Source organism: Aminobacter sp. NyZ550 (assembly GCF_025628925.2).
Taxonomy (GTDB): Bacteria; Pseudomonadota; Alphaproteobacteria; order Rhizobiales; family Rhizobiaceae; genus Aminobacter; species Aminobacter ciceronei.
The window spans coordinates 2,558,129-2,575,682 of the sequence record NZ_CP114190.1; the positions used below are offsets into that span (position 1 = coordinate 2,558,129).

Sequence of the window (17,554 nt, forward strand, 5' to 3'; positions counted from 1 at the left end):
TGGCAATGACAGCAAGGAAACCGATGGCGCAGTCACATATCCAGCAGGCCGACGTCATCGTGCTCGGTGCCGGGATCATCGGCGTTTCGGTCGCACTGCAGCTGCAGCGGCGCGGCCGTTCCGTCATCCTCGTCGACCGCCGCGACGCCGGCGAGGAAACGAGCTACGGCAATGCCGGGCTGATCGAACGCTCCAGCGTCGTACCTTATGGTGCGCCGCGCGAGCTTTCGAAGCTGATGCGCTATGCGTTCAATCTGTCGACTGAGGTGCGTTTCGACTGGCGGCAGATGCCGCGCATCGCACCGTGGCTGTGGCAGTTCTGGCGCGAGTCGGCGCCCAAGCCGTTGGCTCGCGCCGCAGCCGACATGCAGCCGCTGATCGAGCGCTCGGTGAGCGAGCACGAGGCGCTGATGTCGGAGGCCGGCGCATTGCCACAACTGCGCCGGGCCGGCTGGCTCGAGGTCTATCGAAATGAAAAGACCTTCGAGCAGGCGCGAGGAGCCGCCACCGCCCTTCACCCATTCGGGCTGAACTACGAAGTCCTCGACCGTAAGGCGCTGCAACAGCGCGAACCGCATCTCACCAATGCCGTGGTTGGCGCCGTGCACTGGCTCGATCCGGCCACCGTTGCCGATCCGGGCGCACTGGTGAAGGCCTATGCCCGTCATTTTGTCGAACGGGGTGGGGTGTTCCTGCGCGGCGATGCGCTTCATCTGCAACGGGAGGAAACAGGGTGGAGCATAGCTGCCGGCAGCGCTCGGCTCGAGGCGCCGGAAGCGGTCGTGGCACTTGGGCCCTGGACGGACAAGATCTCGCGTTCGCTTGGCTACAAGGTCCCGCTGGTGATGAAGCGCGGTTACCACGTGCATTTCGAAGCCGAGGGCGACGCCTTGCTCAATCATCCCGTCGTCGATGCCGATGGCGGATTCGTGCTGGCGCCGATGGCCCAGGGCGTCAGGCTGACCACCGGCGTCGAATTCGCCTCGCGCGGCAGCAGGCCCAGCCCGGTCCAACTCGACAGGACAGAACCTCTGGCGCGCCAGATCTTCCCGCTCAGGCAGCGTATCGAGCCAAAACCCTGGATGGGATCGCGCCCGTGCTTGCCCGACATGAGGCCGGTGATCGGCCGGGGCTTCAGGCACAAGGGGCTGTGGTTCGCCTTCGGCCACAACCACCACGGCCTGACGCTCGGCCCGATCACCGGACGCCTGCTCGCCGAAATGATGACGGGCGAAAAGGCATTCACCGATCCTGCGCCTTACGCAATGGAGCGCTTTGGCTGACACGTATCTCTGCCGTGTCGCCTACTCGAAGGCCCAGCGAAACAAACAATTAACAAAGCCAGTCAGGCTGGTCTTTACCAATTGCTGCTAATCCCAAGCCGCAACAGGGAGGGCGGCCAGGGAATGGTTGGGGCAAGTCGCATCGCTGAACGGTTCAACGGCCTGTCGGTGCTGGGGCAGTCCTGCGTGATCGTGGCCACCGCGACGCTCGGTGCCGACCTTTTGACGCTGATCTTCTACTCGATCTTCTTCTCGGACCGGCTGCTGCTCGACCTCGTGCTGACAAGCCTGATCGTTGTCGCCGTGGCGGGGCCGTTGTCCTATTTCTTCATGGGCCGCAGCGCCAGGCTGGTCGAGCTTGCGGCCGAGCTCGACCGGGCCAATCGCCTCGATGACCTGACCGGCCTGCTGAACAGGCGAACCTTCCTGCTTCAATCCAGGCAGATCGTCAGTGACCACGCAGATGGCAAGGGCGCCGGAATGCTGCTCTTTATCGATGCCGATCATTTCAAGGCGATCAACGACCGCGAGGGTCACGCCATGGGCGATGCCGTGCTGCAGGAAATCGGCGCGGCGCTGGCTTCGAGCATTGGCGCTGGGGATATTGCCGGGCGGCTGGGCGGTGAAGAATTCGTCGTGCTGCTGGTGGGTGCCGGCGAGGACACGGCAACGCTGGTGTGCGAACGCCTGCGGCGCAAGGTCAAGGCGATATCAGCCATCGTCGGCATGAGCGGCCGCGAGGTCACTGTCAGCATCGGCGTATCGAAACACCAGCGGGGCCAAAGCCTCGATGCGCTTCTCCTGGCCGCCGACAGGAACCTCTATCTCGCCAAAGCCAATGGTCGCGACCGTATCGTCAAAGCCGATGGCAAGCTGGCTGCCGCCTGAACAGCCTTGTCGCTCCGATTGCTCTGCAACTCGATCCTAGCTGCCGGCATGCGCCATATGCTGGAAGCGGCGAACCATGCGCCAGCCAGAAGCCACCAGCCGGTCGGCCGGCGGCGCCACCGGCAGCACCGGCTGGGTTAGCATACGGCGCAATTCGGCTGGCCCGATCTCGCTGGTCATGACGATGCGCGACAAGGTGTACGGGTCTTCCGTCGTCGTCGTCATCGCATGCCTGACCCGGCACGCCGAGGTGAAGCCGGCGCCGCGCACCAGCGCGCGCGTGGTGCGACTCGAATAACCATGCGGGTAGGCGAAGCTGTGCACCGGCCGCTTCAGGCCGTGTTCGAGGGCGAGCTTGCTGTCATGTATCTCGCGTGCGGCATCGCTGGCCGACAGGATGTCCAGCTGCGGATGGCTGACTGTATGGGCGCCGATTTCGATGCCTTCGCAGGCCAGCGCGCGCAGATCACCCCACCCGAGCATCGGCCGGTCGCCTTCGCCAGATGAAGCAAGCCACTGGCTGGTCTTGCCGACCAAGCCAGAGACGACATAGAGCGTCGCGGCAAAACCGTGGCGTTCCAGAATGGGCATGGCGCCGATGAGAAAATCCTGCAGCCCGTCGTCGAAGGTGATGCAGACGGTGCGCGGCGGCAAAGGCCGCTTTTCCCTGAAGATCGTCGCCAGCGCCGAGATCGTCACCGGGCGGAAGCCGCCTTCGGCCAGCGCCTGCATGTGGCGCTCGAACTCGTCGGGCAGCATCATCCAGCGCCGGTAGGGCGCAGCACAGCTGGTGTCGATGCTGTGATAAACAAGGATAGGCACGGATGGGCGCATAGCTGTCGATCCTCCCTTGAAGGCGACCTCGTGCCCGTTTGCCGAGGGAGCGATGCCGGATGACGGGCTGCGTGCTGCGGCATAGCGGCTGCGCAGATAGCCCGGCACGCCAGCAGCGATGCCGAGCCTCTCGCGCCAGACCAGATTGCTCGGATAATCGCCCGGCAGGCGCTGGTTCTTGGGCGATGTCGGGCCGGCCATGTGGGCGATGCCGGCGGGCATGGCGCGCGCCAGCCGCAAGGCTGCCGCCGGTTCGTCGATGACGACCTTAGTGAGATAGGCGCCGAGGCCCATTCCATAGCCGAAGGCTTGGCGGCGCATGCCGTCCTCGCCGCGGCGATGATGGTGCCAAAGCAGCGCACGCGGGTCGTAAACAAGCTGGAAGCCGGCCTGGACCACGGCGTAGAAGGAGGCGAGATCGTCGCCGCCGCGCGCCAGTGTGCCGGCGCCCAGCGCTGAATCGAAGCCGCCAATCTGACGCAGCGCCTCGGTCCTGAACGCCATGTTGGCGCCCGAACCGAACTGTCCGGCGGTGAAGGGAAAAAGCGACCCCGCCGGCCTGTTGCCGGCGAGATCGAAGACCTTACGCGCAAAGCCCTTGCCGAAGCCGCCATGGCGCTCGGTCCAGAGTTGCGCGCGTGTGTCGAGCTCTGCCGGCAGGATCAGGCCGGTGACGCAGCCGACCCGGCCGTCGCGGTCGAAATTTGCGGCCATCGCCGCCACCCAGTTGGGGTCGACGACGACATCGTCGTCGGTGAACAGCGCCAGCTCGGACGACAGGTTGGCAAGCCCGGCATTGTGGGCGCGGCCAAGGCCCGGCACGTCTTCCCTGACATAACGCACCGCGCGCGCACCGCCGTAACGCCGGGCGATCAGATCAGCAGTCTGCGAGGAGGACGGCGCATTGTCGACGACGACGATCTCGAAGGGCTGATAGGTCTGGAGCAGCAGTGAATCGAGGCATCGCGCCAGGCTTTCGGCGCGATCGCGCGTGGCGATGACGACGCTGGCGAACGGCCCGTCCTTCCTGGGCAGCGGCGCGTCGTGCTGGAACGTGCTGTCCTGCACCGCCTGGTTCTCGCTGATGCGGCGGCGCAGCTCGAACGTCGTCAGCACGTCCTCGTCGAAATCGAACTCCATGATCGTCACCGGACGGCCTTGACGGCGAATGAGACAGAAGACGCCGCCGTAGCGCTGGTCGGTTGCCGCGTCGAACATCGGCACATCGTTCATCGGCCGGCAGACGTCGACGTCGAGGATCTTGATCGGGTGAAACTCGGGCACGCTCATGCTTGCCTCCGTGGGCGGCTCAAGCGGGCGCCGACATAACCCATCGTCGTGTAGCCAAGGCCGAAGAAGATGCCGGCCGCGCGGGCAAGCCCCCACATGTCGAACTTCAGCATCGCATCGCCAAGCCCACGCAGAACGCCTGCCGGCAGGACGCGCATGACATAGCGCTGTTCGCTGGACAATCCGTCCAGCGCGCCCACGGCGTTGACGACCTGCGTCTTGGAACGACCTTCGGCGAGGCAGCGCTTGCGGAAGTAGCCCCAGGCGGCACGCTCGGCGGTGACCTGATGGTGCACGCTCATGTCAGGATCGTAGAGGATGAGCGAGCCGGGAATGGCCTGGAGCGCGCGGATGCAGAGCTCCGTCTCCTCGCAGCCGGCAGCATCGGCCGCGGTGCGGCCGATGCCTTCGCGGAACCCCCCGGTCAACTCGACGATGTTGCGGCGGAACGACATGTTGCAGCCGATGGGATTGCGCACCGGCTCGACCTTTTCGGGCTGGCCGCGATAGCTGCAGCCGACAACCCACTGGAACTCTTCCGGGAACCAGCGCGGACGATCGACCTGCCACATCGGCAGCACCTGGCCGCCAAGGCCGATGACCGAGGGGTTGCGATAATGCGGCAGCATCTTTTCCAGCCAATCCGGGGCGGCGACCGCGTCGTCGTCGAGGAAGGCCAGGATTTCGCTGCTCGCCCGCCTGACGCCGGTGTTGCGGGCACCCGAAAGGCCGCGCGCGCCTTCGTTCACGATGACGGTTATGGCCGGATAGGTGGCGAAGAAAAAAGCCCACAGCGGCATGTTGTGGTCGATGACCACGATGATCTCGGTCGCCTTGGTGCGTTGCGCGAGCACGGAGGCGATGGCGCGATGAAGCTGTTCGCGACGGTTGTCGGCGTAGGCGCAGATGATGACTGATACCGAAGTCGCCGACGCCGTCATGATCGCTGGCCTAGACGCTGGGTTGGTGTTGTCCGGTCGAGCTGCGGGGCGGGACGGCCGGTCGTGCCGGGCGGGAGACGCCAAGGCGAACGATCGTCTTCAGCACCCGCCAACCATCGGGAATGGTGCGCAGGTTGCTGACGCCATGGATGCGCGGGAACTCCTTGCTCGCAACCTCGAACACATTGAGGTTGGCGCGCAGTGCCTGGACGTTCATTTCGGTCTCGATTTCGAAACCCGTCGCGTCCTCGATGTTGAGATAAGGCAGCACGTCGCGCCAGAAGGCATTGTAGCCGTAGCAGAGATCGGTGAATTTGCCGCCGAAGCGCATGCGCACGAGCGTCAAAAGTCCCCAGTTGCCGAGCCGGCGATACCACTCCATGTCAGTGGTATCGCCGCCCTGCATGAAGCGCGAGCCCTTGACGAAGTCGGCGCCCGCGAGCAGCGCGCCGACGAAGGCCGGGATCTCGCCGGGATCGGCAGAGCCGTCGGCGTCGAGCGTGACGATAATGTCACCCTTGGCGGCGTTGAAGCCGGTGCGCAGGGCAGCACCCTTGCCGCGTCGATCCTGCTGCAGCACGACGATGTCGGGCAGAAGCGACCTTGCGACCTCTATCGTGTCGTCGGTCGAGTTGCCATCGACGAGGATGACCTCATCCACCCATACAGGGATGTGCGGCAGGACGTGAGGAAGGTTCTTGGCCTCGTTCTTCGCCGGCACCACCACACTGATGCGCGGTGTGCCGCTGGTCGCCAAGCCTGCCAGCTTGAAGACCTCCATTGCAGGCCGATGCGGAAATGCTGCCGCCGTCATACTGGTTACTCCAACCCAAAGTTGGTGCGGCATATCCAATGACGACGCGAACCAAATGTTACAGACGCAGCACAGCACAGCCTGACGAGCACAACTTCGCAGGGAGGTCGTTACCGATCAAAAAATCTGGACGCAAGTGTCTTGTTAGCCCCACTCGCCGATATGAAATTTACCATATATTGTGTTTTTGTAAACCATATGTAGTATTCGTGTGAAGTTTCCGCGCTATTGGTTCTGCTGGTAGATGTGGATTTGTATGAACTTTCCACATCAATGTTTATTATTAGAAAAACAGATGTTAATCTGAATTAAACTGCTGCGAACGCGTTGGCATGCGCTCTGCGACAGGCATACGTCAATTCATGCGCGGCGTATTAGGTGGTGCTTTAATATTAAATCCTTTCACTCGAAGTCTCGGCAAATTCGGGTATTCCTGGTCGAGATGCACGCTGCAGTCCCGTGATGGTTGCACGCAGCCATGCCGTGCACGAACCGTTCGCAATATTGTGATCAGCATGAAAAGCGTGATCTTGCCGCCGCCTGGCGCCGGTGCGGCGAAATCGCAACATTCATACATATGTCTGTTAGCAACTGCTGAGATAATGCCTGTGGTTGAATGACGGGCCGGGGCGTTCATGTTAGGTTGGGAGGAAATCAGGAGGCGGGGGCCACCAGCACGATCAGCGGCGTTCGGACACAGCGCCTGTGACATGTTCCGTGCGCCCGATTGTTCGAGGACCAAACTTGCCTAGCCCACAGCGACCCGAAACTCCTCCTGCCCCCGATGCTTTCGACGACTGGGTTCTCCTGACCCGCAAGTGGGACGAGGCCTACAAGGACTACCTGACCGTACGCGAAGCGCGGGCCACGGCTGAGGCCGCGTCAGGCACGCCTGATCCTGAGTTGAAGCGCTGGGAGGACGAAGCGCTGGCTACGTTGGCTGAAATCAAGGCCGAGATGGACAAGGTCGTGGCCGAGACGCGGCTACGACGCCAGCCCCTCGGCGGCTCCCTCGTCGTCGGCAGGATCGGTCGTGACGAGGGCGAAACGTCTCCCAGTTCCGAGCACGATCCCGACAAGAAGTAGGCGCGAGCTGCACCGTGCCGGGCGATCCGCTCGCGTGGTGGCCGCGCACGCAACCTCCACGGGCCTGGACATCTAAGGGCTATTTCCAGCGTGCGCGGTTGCGGTGTATTTAGGATGAGTGAGAACGCGAGACGCCCAGCGAAGCGCATTTTTCTTGCCGGCCATCGTGGCGACGCTGGCTTGGCTGGCGATGCTATCGCTGTTTGCCGGTCCGACCGTCGCCGCAGAGTTTCCCTCGATCGAACTCGAGACGACGTCCAGTGACACGCTTGACGGTGTGCTGCGCGCCGCGTTGAACGCTCCCGAGCTCGAGCGCGCAGCAGAGGGAGGGGACGCAAAAGGCTGGCAACCCTTCGTCGAAGCCGAACGCCACCGGCTGGAAGAGCTGATCCGCGGCCAGGGCTATCTCCACGCGCGGGTCGAGATGCCGGATGCTGCCGATGACGCGGGCTCTTCCGACAAGGTCACGCTCAAGCCGGTCACCGGCCCGATTTTCCGTGTCGGCATGGTCGAGGTCGACGGTCTCCAAGACGTTGCCACCGATACGATGCGCGACGACGTTTCCCGACAGATGATGGAGGCGGTCGGCAAGCCAGCACGCGGCGATCTTCTGGCGACCCTCGAAGACGAAGTTTTGTGGCGGCTTCGCACTGCATCCTATCCGTTTGTCCGCGTCACCGAACGCGAGTTGCTGCCGATCCCGGGGCGGGCGCTGGCGACAGCCCGTATCGTCGTCGAGCCGGGGGCGTCGGCGCGGTTTGGCGCCGTCGCCTACAGTGGCCTTGTCGGTCTCAGGCAAGACGAGCTGGGCCGCCTGCAGCCCTTCAAGCAGGGCGATCCGTACAATCCCGATGTGCTCGAGCGTTTCCGCGAGGCGCTGCTCGGACATCCGTCGGTCAAGGCCGTCAGGCTGCGGCTGCCGGAGGCGGTGGACGCCGACGGCCAGTTGCAGCTTCGCGCCGAAATCGAGGAAGATCAGCTCCGCGCCGAAGACGTGGCCGGCAATTATCGGACCGGGCTCGTTGCGGCCGTTTCGGCGATTGCCGCGCTGGCGATCCGGCAGGTTTCAGTCGCCAGCCTGCGTCCTGGCCGCTCGCGCTGGCCACTCTGGTTCGAGGTGGTGCCGGTGCTGCTGCTCGCCGCTGCATTCTACGTGATCGCGCAAAGGATGCTGCTGTTGGCGTTCCCTGGCTGAGGGGCGGGACACGGCAATTCCAGGAAAACTGCGTAGCGTTTTCCGTCCGGACAGAACTCTAGGTATCCTTGAAGCCGATCGTCCATTTCGCCGCGTGCCGCACGCGGGCGTCGACGGCGGTGATCGGCAGCTTTTCCAGGAAGTATTCGGCGTGCGCGTGCGGGGTCGCGCCAAATCGCTGCTTGTAGTGCGCAAGCGAGGCCGAGGCGCCGGTCTCGCCGAAATGGTAGTAGCGGCAGCCGCTGTGGCAGGCCTCTTCGATGGCGAGCTTCTGGATCAGGTCGTTGGCGCCTGAGCTGCCCAGCGCATGGCGGTCGATCGCGCCGCGGGCGTCGTTGACGTTGCCATATTGCAGCACGAAGGCGGCTGCCGCCGGCTTGCCGTCGACCCAGGCGACCCAGATGCGGCAGGCCTCGCCGAAATGTCGGGCGATCGAGCTGAATTTCGTGATCGGATCGCGCCTGCGCCCACGCAGATGCGCCAGCATGCGCGGTTCGTGCTGCTTGTCGGCCCAGCGGTCGAAGGATGTGCGCAGCAGCTGGTGGAAGACGGGCACCAGCTTGCCGGTGGTGTCGCGCTCGACGACGATGCCACCGCGTTCGGCCTTGCGCACCCGCGTCCGCGTCGTCTTCTTGAAGCGCGTCGACCAGACCGCGTCGAAGCCGCCGTCGAGGTCGAGGATGTGGGCAAGGCCAGGCACCGAGGTGACATGGGCAGGTGCCGCGGCGGCCCACAGATGGGCATGGCGCGGATTGGGTCTTACCGAGATCCTGAGGTAGGGCAGACGGCCCAGGTCTTCGAAAATCGCGCGCAGATGTTCAACCTTCGGTACTAGCGATGAGAGCACGCCGCCGCGACCCCAGGCATAAGGCATCGACTCGGCGACCGACAGCCGGGCCGGCAGGTGCCTGTTGCGCACCATCGGCAGCACGTAGTGATGTCCGCCTGCAAAACGGTAGGCGCGGCTGGCGTCCTGGTATTTGCCGAGGGCGCACAGGCTGTCGAGCCAGGCCGGCGACTGGTAGGGCAGGGCTTCGGGATCGGCGAGCATCAGGCTATGCCATAGGTCGCGCGGCGCCGGGCTCTGCACGTCGAAAACCGCCGTCGTGCTCGCCGCGGCGTGCACGTCCTGTGCGCTCCCAAAATTTGTCGGATCGGTATCCGTCCGAAGCCTCCCACTTTCCACCCAATGTCGCAGATTTTGTGAGATATCACTACCTTTGCAGCCTCGGCGTTGCTTTCCAGATTCGCCTTTGTTCAGATACGGTTACCGCACTGCCATAAAGATATTGTGTATCACAATTTTGTTATTTCTTCGTGATGGAAAACAATCTCCGAAACGCCAATCAAAGTCAAAGCCACGTAAATAAAGCATTCCGGACAGATAGCCGCTATTTCGACAAGCAAGTCGACGCGTGGAAAATCCCAGAACATGATCTTGGATATGAGTGGGAATGGGTCATGTCATTTACCTGGCGCGGTGAAACAGCTTGACGCGGCGTCTGGCAACCGTCCTAGTTAACAGATCGTAAGCGACAGATTTCCGGGTAACCGGCAATGCGCGCGAACCGCCTTTCGCGGAACCACGCAGGCAACGGCCGGCACCCCCTATCGCGACGAGCCAGTGTGTTCAGGCCTATCGGGTTGGTGCATGGGTAAGGAGTTGTGGGGCGTGGCGCTGGCGGGCGCCTGGTGGTTCGGGCATGCGAGCGCCTTGGCGCAAGGCGTCGAGCCGCCACTGATCAAGGGGCAATGGGAGCGGATCTTCACCGAAGAGTTCGACCAGCCAAAGCTCGATCGCGACAAGTGGACCCGCTGCTACTGGTGGGACAAGGACGGCTGTACCAATCTCGCCAACAACGAACTGCAGTGGTACATGCCCGACAATGTCAGCGTCGCCGATGGCGTGCTGCGCCTGACGGCGCGGCCGGAGACGGTGACCGGCCATGAAGGGCGCACCTTCGACTACACGTCGGGCATGGTGACCACGGGGCGTGATTATCTCGAGCGCGCCAAGCCAGACCGTTTCGCCACCACATACGGCTATTTCGAGATCCGCGCCAAGATTCCCAGGGGCAAAGGGCTGTGGCCGGCGATCTGGCTTCTGCCATCGACGCAGGAGCCGCGTCCGGAAATCGACATCCTCGAAGTCCTGGGTCATGCGCCCGACGTCTACGAGATGCACCTGCATTATCTCGACAAGAAGAAGGACTGGAAGAGCGAGGGCAAGAACGCCAAGGTGGTCGACCTTTCGGCCGACTGGCATGCCTATGGCCTGGAATGGCGCAAGGATGCCGTCGTCTGGTATCTCGATGGCAAGGAGATGTGGCGCTACACCAAGCCAGACGGCATCTCGCAGGAACCGATGTACCTGCTCATCAACCTGGCCGTCGGCGGCAACTGGCCGGGGTCGCCTGACGCCAGGACCAAATTCCCGGCCGATTTCCTGATCGACTATGTTCGTGTCTGGCGGCGTGCCGGGTCATGACCGCGCACCCGCCCACCCTGCGGCACCGAGAGCCCACGGCACAGGCGGGCGGCAGTGGTTGGCGATCACTCATCCCGCAGGCGCTGATGGGCTCGTCGCTGATGCGCAACGGCTACGCGCTGATCGCCAACAGCGGCCTGAGTGCGGTGCTGGGGCTGGCGTTCTGGTTCCTGGCGGCGCGTTACTGTTCGCAGGAGGCGATCGGTCTCGGCGGTGCCATCACCGCCACCATCGTCAACCTGTCCAACGCTGCCCAGCTCAATTTTGGCAACCTGCTGGTTCGTTTCGTGCCGACTGTCGGCGGCCGCGCCGGCCGGTTGATCCTGTTCGCCTACGCCACGTCCTTCATCGCCTCGGTCGTCGTCGCTATCGTCTTCCTGCTGGTCGTCGGCGCCTTCATGCCCAAGCTCGACGTGCTGACCGAGAGCGCGGGCGTCATCCTGTGGTTCGTGGCGACCGTCGCCGTCTGGTCGGTGTTCGCGCTGCAGGACAGTGCGCTGTCGGGCCTGCGCCAGTCGATCTGGGTGCCGGTCTCGAAGACAATCTACCAGGTCGTCAAGATCGCCATGCTCATCCCGCTGGCGCTCGCCGGGCTCGGATGGGAGGCCATCGCACTGTCGTGGACCGCACCGGTTCTGGTCTTCGTTCTCGCCGTCAACCTGCTGATTTTCAAGCGCCTCGTGCCCAAGGCGCAAGCCGGAACCGGCCATGCCAATCTGATTGACCGCCGCGCCATGGCGCGCTTCTTCGGCTGGGACTACATCGGCTCGGTGTCGATGATGGTGGCCTGGACGGCGACACCGCTGGTCGTGCTCAATTTTGTCGGCGCGGCCGAAAGCGCCAGCTTCTTCGTCGCCTGGACGATCTTCACCTCGCTTTATTATGTCGGCAGCTCGATGGGGCTGTCGCTGCTCGCCGAGGGCGCCAGCGACACCGGCCGGCTGCGCGCGCTGGCGGCGGATGCGGCTGTGATGTCGGTGCTGCCGCTGCTCGGCCTCGTCGCGCTGATGCTGGTGTTCGCCCATCCCATCATGTCGGTGTTCGGTGCGGCCTACGCCACCGAAGGTGCTGCGATCCTCAGGGTGTTCACACTGGCCAGTGTCGTATCGGCCGTGCTCTCGATCTATCTGTCGATCGCCCGCACCAAGGGCTGGATGCGTTCGGTGGCGGCGGCCGAAGTCGCGACGCTGGTCATAGCCCTCGGCGCCGGCGCGCTTCTGGTGCGCAGTGAAGGGCCGATCGGCATGGCGCATGCCTGGCTGCTGGCGATGCTGGTGGTGACATTTGGCGTCGGCGCGCTCGCCCTCGTCACCAGCCGCCGCCACAGCATGCACGACTGGGGTCTGGCGGTTGCCGCTTCGCTGAAGTCGCTCTCGGCCCAGTTCCTGCCTTTCGGCCGCAACAAGGGCATTGCCATTCCTGGTGACGCCGAGCTCCGGCCGCTCCTGGCAAAGACCGGAAGCTCCGCTGCCTCGGGCTGGCATGCGCTGAAATCCGAGCATGGACCCGAAGGAACTGACATCGTCTATCTCGGGGACCCGGTGCTGGACGAGGCGGTGCGGCACGCGCCCGTTCGGTCGCAAGGCACTTATGCCGTTCTCCGCAGCGCGCGCAACCCGATCGCCGCCGCCTATCTCGAGCGCTTGGTCGACAATCTCGACCTGCTGCACGCGGATACGCGTCTTCAGGCGCTGTGGCCGATCTTGCCGACGAGGCTGTCAGTCACCCGTATCGGCGGAGCCGTCGATTGCATCGAGGCGATGGCACCTGGGACGGATGGGCGGGCGCTGCTGCGCGACGCGTCCGAGCGGCAGACGGGCCTCGAAGCCGCGGCGAAGGCCGTGGCCATCTTGCACGGCCAGACAGCTGCCATGCGGACCATCGACGACGTCTGGTTCCACGAATGGGTCGAACGTCCGGCGGCGAAGCTTGCGCAGCTCGGCGGATCGACGATGTTGGCAGCGGCACGGCGTCGGGCGATAGAACGTTTCGTTGGCCAGCAGCGGCGCTACTGGCTCGGTCGCCAGGTGCGTCTCGGCTGGTGCCATGGCGATCTTTGGCCGCAAAACCTGAACTTCGCCTCGGGGCAGGGCAGTGCCACCCGACTTGCCAGCCTGCTGGAATGGGGCAATGCGCGATCCAACGCGCCACGTGGCTTCGACGGCTGCGTTCTGGCTGTCGCCATGCGCATGATGACCAGCAGCGAGCCGCTCGGCGCGGCCGTTGCCGATCTCTTGTGGACGCCGGAGTGGCGCAACGACGAGCGGCAGTGGCTGGGCATCGGCTCGGACGGGGACGATGACTGGAGCGGTGATGGCGCGGCGATCCGTGCCATGGTCGGCCTCGTCTGGCTGCATCAGGTTAGCGAGCGGGCGCGGCGCCCGGCGCATTCGGGCGTCGGCCGGCTTTGGATTGCGTCAAATGTCGACCGTGTTCTTAGGATCGTCTCCACCGATGGAGGCGCAATATGAATGTGATGACGCGGGAATCCAGTCTTGCCATGTCGCCGGCGCTGAAGGCGCCGCCCTTGGCGGATGCTGGCCGTGTCTCGACAGCGCCGTTCAACCTCGCGTCGATCTGTCTTTGCCTGGCCTTTGCTTTGTGGCTGGCCGTCCTGTTCGTCACCGATCCTGCCGGTGTCGACGACTATGGCTTGATCTCGATCCTGCCAGGCATCATCTGGGTGGCCTATGCCGCCGTCGGCCTCGGCTTTGCCTTCAGCCTGAGGCGCGGCGTCTGCGAGACGCGGATGCCGCTGTTGATGATCGTCATGCTGGTGCTGCTGCTTCATGGCACCCCGGCCATCGTCTATGACGAGTTGCGTTACGCCTGGGCCTGGAAACATGTCGGTGTCGTCGACTATGCCCAGCGGCACGGCCAGATCGATCCGAAGGCGCCATTCCTTGCCACCTACGCCAATTGGCCCGGCCTGTTTGTCTTCTGCGCCGCGATCGCCAACCTGTTCGACATCAAACCGATCCAACTGGCTGACATCGCCCGCTTTTCGCCGCCGGCGCTTAACCTGCTCTATGTGTTGGTGCTGCCACAGATCTATCGCCGCTTCACCGCCGACCCACGGTTGGTGTGGGGCGGGGTCTGGCTGTTCGTCATCGGTAACTGGATCGGCCAGGACTATTTCTCGCCGCAGGGAGTCGCCTTTCTATTCTATCTCTTGCTGGTCGCGCTTTGTGTCGGCCCGCTGCGGATCGTGCCCGGCTGGGCCGACCCGAACGGGCGTGGCTTTTCCAAGTTTTGCGGCCGTTATTTCGCCTTCGTCTCGCGTGGCCAGCCGCCGGTGACGCTGGCCGTCCCGCCAAAACTGCGTGCCGTAGCCTCACTGGCGGCCATGGCGCTGATCGTGATGATCACGGCGACCCACCCGCTCACGCCGATAGTCGTGCTCATGGCCCTTGGCGGCCTCTGGGTCATCGGACAATTGAGCCTTGGCTACCTCATCTTTGCCGGCCTCGTCGAAGTCGCGTGGCTGCTGTTCTACGCCGACGGCTACATGGCCTCGGTCCTGCCCGAGCTGGTCCAGCGTTTCGGCGACACCTCGAACGAGATCAGCGAGCGCCTAGTGGATACCTCGATCGTCAGTGAAGGACAGGTGGTGGTGTCCTTGGCGTCGCGAGCGCTGACCGGTGCGATCGCGTTGGCGGCGGTCCTCGGCGGTCTGCGCCGGCTCGTGGCGGGGTTCCGCGACGGTCCGGCCATCGTGCTGACGCTGGCTCCAGCCTTCATGATCGTTGCCACCTCCTATGGCGGCGAGATCGTGTTCCGCGTCTATCTCTTTGCACTGCCTTTCCTGACCTTCTTTGCCGCGGCACTGTTTTTCCCATGGTCCGGCTCCCAGCGCGACGCCATCGCGCGCTACGCCATCGGCACGTTCGGCGCCGTGCTCACGGTCGCTTTCGTCCTCGCCAACAACGGCAAGGACCGCCAGTACACCTTCTCACGGGCCGAAGTGGAGGCGTCGGAATGGCTCTACAGCAACGCGCCGGCCGGTTCGGTGCTTGTCGAGGGCGCGCCCAACTATCCCGAGCAGTTCATGAACTACGAGAATTTCACCTATGTGCCGATCTCCAACGAGAGCAAGCAATCCATTTCAGCGGTTCTCGCCGATCCGGCTACCGAGCTCGGGGACTGGTTGCGTGCGGTGCCGGCAGGCTCCGCCTTCATCATCATCACGCGCAGCCAGAAGGCCTACATCGACGATCTCGGCGTGATGCCGAAAGGCTCGCTCGACGCGATCGAAGAAGCCTTGCGCGGCTCGGCGCGCTTCCGCCTGGTGCGCGCTACGGCCGACGCGAGCGTCTTTGCGCCAAACGAACAGGGAATCGGGATGGGCGAGTGGATCAAGTAATGAAGGCGGCGAAGCATGAACATGAAGAAGCCGCCGGTCACATCGGAGGATACGGCTTCGTGAACGGTGCTGCTCAAGAATGCTCTTGCCGGAAAAATGCAATGACTGTTTCATATTAGCTGCGGCGCATCCTGGATGCGCCAGCGCTGTTGGGAGCGTGGGCCCATGCGTATCGGCTGGTTGTTGGTTGCCAGCGTTGTTGTGTCGGGAAGTGCTGAAGCCAGTCCCGCCGGACAGGCTCCATCATTGCCGGCGCTGGGCTTCGCGTCCCCTGATGTACCCCGGGCAATCCAGGCCGCCAAGCCCAGCGAAGAAAGCCGGGATGGCTTTGTGCTGGCGCTTGCGGCGTCCTACATCGCCTTGGGCGACCTCTACCGCGACGGCAAGACCACGGCCGCGGCGGCGGAGGCCGCGCTTGCCTATTATCGCGGCCTCGACAACCCAGGCCGTCCTGCCGCGATCTACGCAGTCATCTCACCGTCCGACCTGATCGGCGTCGTCAAGGACGCGCCAGCCGATCCGTTCGCGGCATCGAAGCTTTATCTGCAGGCGGCGAATATGGGCAGCTCGGAAGCCCTGATGCGGCTCGGCGACCTTTATCGCGAGGGCAGGGTGGTCGCGGCCGACGGCAGGCGCGCCTATCTGTTCTACGACCAGGCCGCCAAGGCCGGCAACGCTGACGGCAAGCTGCGTGTCGGCGAGATGCTGGCGCGCGGGCAAGGTGTTGCGCGCGACACTGGCAAGGGGCTGGCGATGATCGCAGCACTCGCCGATGCCGGCAATCCCGAGGCGTTGGTGCTGCTTGGCGACCTCTATCGCCCCGGCGCCCAGGGCATGGTCGCGATGGAGCCGGACAAGGCGCTGGACTATTACCGCAAGGCCGCCAGCCTTGGCTACGACGTCGGCAAGCTGCGCGTCGGCGAGATGACAGCTACCGGCCAGGGCACGACGCAGGACGTCCAGGCCGGGCTCGCGATGATCGAAGAGGTGGTGGCGCGCACGCGCAACCCGGCAGGGCTCGTCCTGCTCGGCTCACTCTACAGTCGCACCGATGGCGGTGTCATTGCCATCGATCTCGGCAAGGCCTTTGGCTATTTCCGCCGCGCCGCCGACAGCGGCGACGAGACCGGCATCCTGCGCACCGGCGAGATGCTGGCGCGGGGACGCGGCACTGCTCAGTCCTATCAGGCTGGGCGGGCGATGCTGACCGGTCTTGCCGATCATGGCGATACCTTTGCGCTGATCGCGCTCGGCGATTTGCTCAGCGATGCGGCGGTCGCCCCCGTCGACCTTGCCGCTGCCGTCACATCCTATGAAAAGGCGGCGTCGCTCGGCCACAGCGACGCACTTGTCAGGCTCGGTGATCTCTACAGCCGCAACGGCGCGATCGCCTCCGACCCACCCAAGGCATTCGCCTATTATGTCAGGGCGTCGCGGGCCGGCAATCTGGCCGGTAAGCTGCGCGTCGGCGAAATGACGGTTCTCGGACAGGGCACCGACCGCAATGTCGCTGCCGGCCTGGCGCAGATGAACTCGCTCGCCGACGAAGGCGATGCCAATGCGATGAACCTGCTCGGCGGGCTTTACCAGCGCGGCATAGGCGGACTGCTGCCGGCCAATCCGGTGACGGCGTTCGACTATTTCAGCAAGTCTGCCGAGGCCGGCAGCGTGATGGGCGCCGTCCGTGCCGGCGAAATGAAGGTGCGCGGACAAGGGACGTCAAAGGACGTCGTGGGCGGCCTGCAGATGGTCAAGGCGGTGGCGGATGCCGGCAATGGCGAGGCGCTGATGTCGCTGGCCGCCCTTCTGGCCGACGGCTCGACCGGCAAGGTCGACGCGACGGAAGCCGTGCTGGCCTATGAGAAGGCAGCGGCGCTGGGGCGTCCTGATGCGCTGGTGCGCATCGGCGACATCTATCGGTTAGGCGGGACGATACCAGCCGATCCCGCCAAGGCGTTCGACTATTACCGCCGCGCCGGCATGGCCGGCGACGAGACCGGCAGGCTGCGTCAGGGCGAGATGACCGCACGCGGCGAAGGCACGCGCCAGGACATTCCGGCCGGTCTCGATCTGGTCAGGCAGGTCGGCGTCGCAGGCGATCCCTACGCCTATGTCGTGCTTGGCGACCTGCATCTGTCTGGCGCGGTCGGGCCGGTCGATGGTGCTGCCGCTGTCGCGGCCTATGAGAATGCGGCCCGGAAGGGACGCGCCGATGCCTTGCTCAGGCTCGGTGACCTCTACCGTGACGGCAAAGGCGTTCCGGCCGACGGTGGCAAGGCGGCCGAATATTATCTGAAGGCAGTCGACGCGGAGAATCCGGCGGCTTCAGCGGGAGATGTGCAGAACTGAGTTTTGCTGGCGCCGCTTGCCAG

12 protein-coding genes are annotated in these 17,554 nt (G+C 64.3%); 8 read left to right on the forward strand and 4 right to left on the reverse strand.

The genetic code is table 11. The annotated features are described in order from the left end of the window. Positions 1-23: 23 nt before the first annotated feature. Positions 24-1,283, forward strand: a complete 1,260-nt coding sequence (locus N7E70_RS12615) for an NAD(P)/FAD-dependent oxidoreductase (RefSeq protein WP_067960110.1) — start codon at positions 24-26, stop codon at positions 1,281-1,283. Between the two features lie 123 nt (positions 1,284-1,406). After that, positions 1,407-2,171 (forward strand): GGDEF domain-containing protein, encoded by a 765-nt coding sequence (locus N7E70_RS12620; protein WP_067960113.1) that lies wholly within the window; start codon positions 1,407-1,409, stop codon positions 2,169-2,171. Between the two features lie 36 nt (positions 2,172-2,207). Here the strand turns inward: N7E70_RS12620 and N7E70_RS12625 are convergent, their stop codons facing one another. Genes N7E70_RS12625 through N7E70_RS12635 form a run of 3 tightly spaced genes read right to left on the reverse strand, consistent with a single transcriptional unit; the run spans position 2,208 to position 6,050 of the window. Then, positions 2,208-4,295 carry a polysaccharide deacetylase family protein gene (locus N7E70_RS12625; RefSeq protein WP_263006560.1) on the reverse strand — a complete coding sequence of 696 codons (2,088 nt, stop codon included), beginning with the start codon at positions 4,293-4,295 and terminating at the stop codon, positions 2,208-2,210. Next, positions 4,292-5,236, reverse strand: coding sequence for a glycosyltransferase family 2 protein (locus tag N7E70_RS12630; protein WP_263006561.1), 945 nt, complete (start codon positions 5,234-5,236; stop codon positions 4,292-4,294). Before N7E70_RS12630 ends, N7E70_RS12625 begins: the two co-directional genes overlap by 4 nt. 10 nt (positions 5,237-5,246) lie before the next feature. Next, the gene (locus N7E70_RS12635) at positions 5,247-6,050 is read right to left on the reverse strand and encodes a glycosyltransferase family 2 protein (protein WP_246670837.1); all 804 of its coding nucleotides are present in this window, start codon (positions 6,048-6,050) and stop codon (positions 5,247-5,249) included. A 744-nt stretch (positions 6,051-6,794) separates the two neighbouring features. On the opposite strand from N7E70_RS12635, the gene N7E70_RS12640 reads away from it, so the two are divergent. Continuing rightward, complete coding sequence (locus N7E70_RS12640; protein ID WP_263006562.1) at positions 6,795-7,136, forward strand: hypothetical protein; 342 nt, start codon at positions 6,795-6,797, stop codon at positions 7,134-7,136. 154 nt (positions 7,137-7,290) lie between these two features. Next, complete coding sequence (locus tag N7E70_RS12645; RefSeq protein ID WP_263006563.1) at positions 7,291-8,331, forward strand: hypothetical protein; 1,041 nt, start codon at positions 7,291-7,293, stop codon at positions 8,329-8,331. A 58-nt stretch (positions 8,332-8,389) separates the two neighbouring features. Here N7E70_RS12645 and N7E70_RS12650 read toward each other — a convergent pair whose 3' ends face one another. Then, positions 8,390-9,457, reverse strand: coding sequence for a GNAT family N-acetyltransferase (locus N7E70_RS12650; RefSeq protein ID WP_263006564.1), 1,068 nt, complete (start codon positions 9,455-9,457; stop codon positions 8,390-8,392). A 525-nt stretch (positions 9,458-9,982) separates the two neighbouring features. Between N7E70_RS12650 and N7E70_RS12655 the strand changes: the two genes are divergently transcribed. From N7E70_RS12655 to N7E70_RS12670, 4 genes are all read left to right on the forward strand, one after another. Beyond that, entirely contained in the window at positions 9,983-10,819 is an 837-nt protein-coding gene (locus N7E70_RS12655) for a glycoside hydrolase family 16 protein (RefSeq protein ID WP_083948543.1), read from the forward strand. Next, positions 10,816-13,290 (forward strand): phosphotransferase, encoded by a 2,475-nt coding sequence (locus N7E70_RS12660; protein WP_263006565.1) that lies wholly within the window; start codon positions 10,816-10,818, stop codon positions 13,288-13,290. Before N7E70_RS12655 ends, N7E70_RS12660 begins: the two co-directional genes overlap by 4 nt. Next, positions 13,287-15,182 carry a hypothetical protein gene (locus tag N7E70_RS12665; protein WP_263006566.1) on the forward strand — a complete coding sequence of 632 codons (1,896 nt, stop codon included), beginning with the start codon at positions 13,287-13,289 and terminating at the stop codon, positions 15,180-15,182. Before N7E70_RS12660 ends, N7E70_RS12665 begins: the two co-directional genes overlap by 4 nt. Before the next feature lie 330 nt (positions 15,183-15,512). Then, positions 15,513-17,531 carry a tetratricopeptide repeat protein gene (locus N7E70_RS12670; RefSeq protein WP_263006567.1) on the forward strand — a complete coding sequence of 673 codons (2,019 nt, stop codon included), beginning with the start codon at positions 15,513-15,515 and terminating at the stop codon, positions 17,529-17,531. Positions 17,532-17,554 lie beyond the last annotated feature (23 nt).

Coding starts and splice junctions, on each gene's coding strand:
- N7E70_RS12615 (WP_067960110.1), top strand. CDS start 24: ATGGCGCAGTCACATATCCAGCAGGCCGACGTCATCGTGCTCGGTGCC.
- N7E70_RS12620 (WP_067960113.1), top strand. CDS start 1,407: ATGGTTGGGGCAAGTCGCATCGCTGAACGGTTCAACGGCCTGTCGGTG.
- N7E70_RS12625 (WP_263006560.1), bottom strand. CDS start 4,295: ATGAGCGTGCCCGAGTTTCACCCGATCAAGATCCTCGACGTCGACGTC.
- N7E70_RS12630 (WP_263006561.1), bottom strand. CDS start 5,236: ATGACGGCGTCGGCGACTTCGGTATCAGTCATCATCTGCGCCTACGCC.
- N7E70_RS12635 (WP_246670837.1), bottom strand. CDS start 6,050: ATGACGGCGGCAGCATTTCCGCATCGGCCTGCAATGGAGGTCTTCAAG.
- N7E70_RS12655 (WP_083948543.1), top strand. CDS start 9,983: ATGGGTAAGGAGTTGTGGGGCGTGGCGCTGGCGGGCGCCTGGTGGTTC.
- N7E70_RS12660 (WP_263006565.1), top strand. CDS start 10,816: ATGACCGCGCACCCGCCCACCCTGCGGCACCGAGAGCCCACGGCACAG.
- N7E70_RS12665 (WP_263006566.1), top strand. CDS start 13,287: ATGAATGTGATGACGCGGGAATCCAGTCTTGCCATGTCGCCGGCGCTG.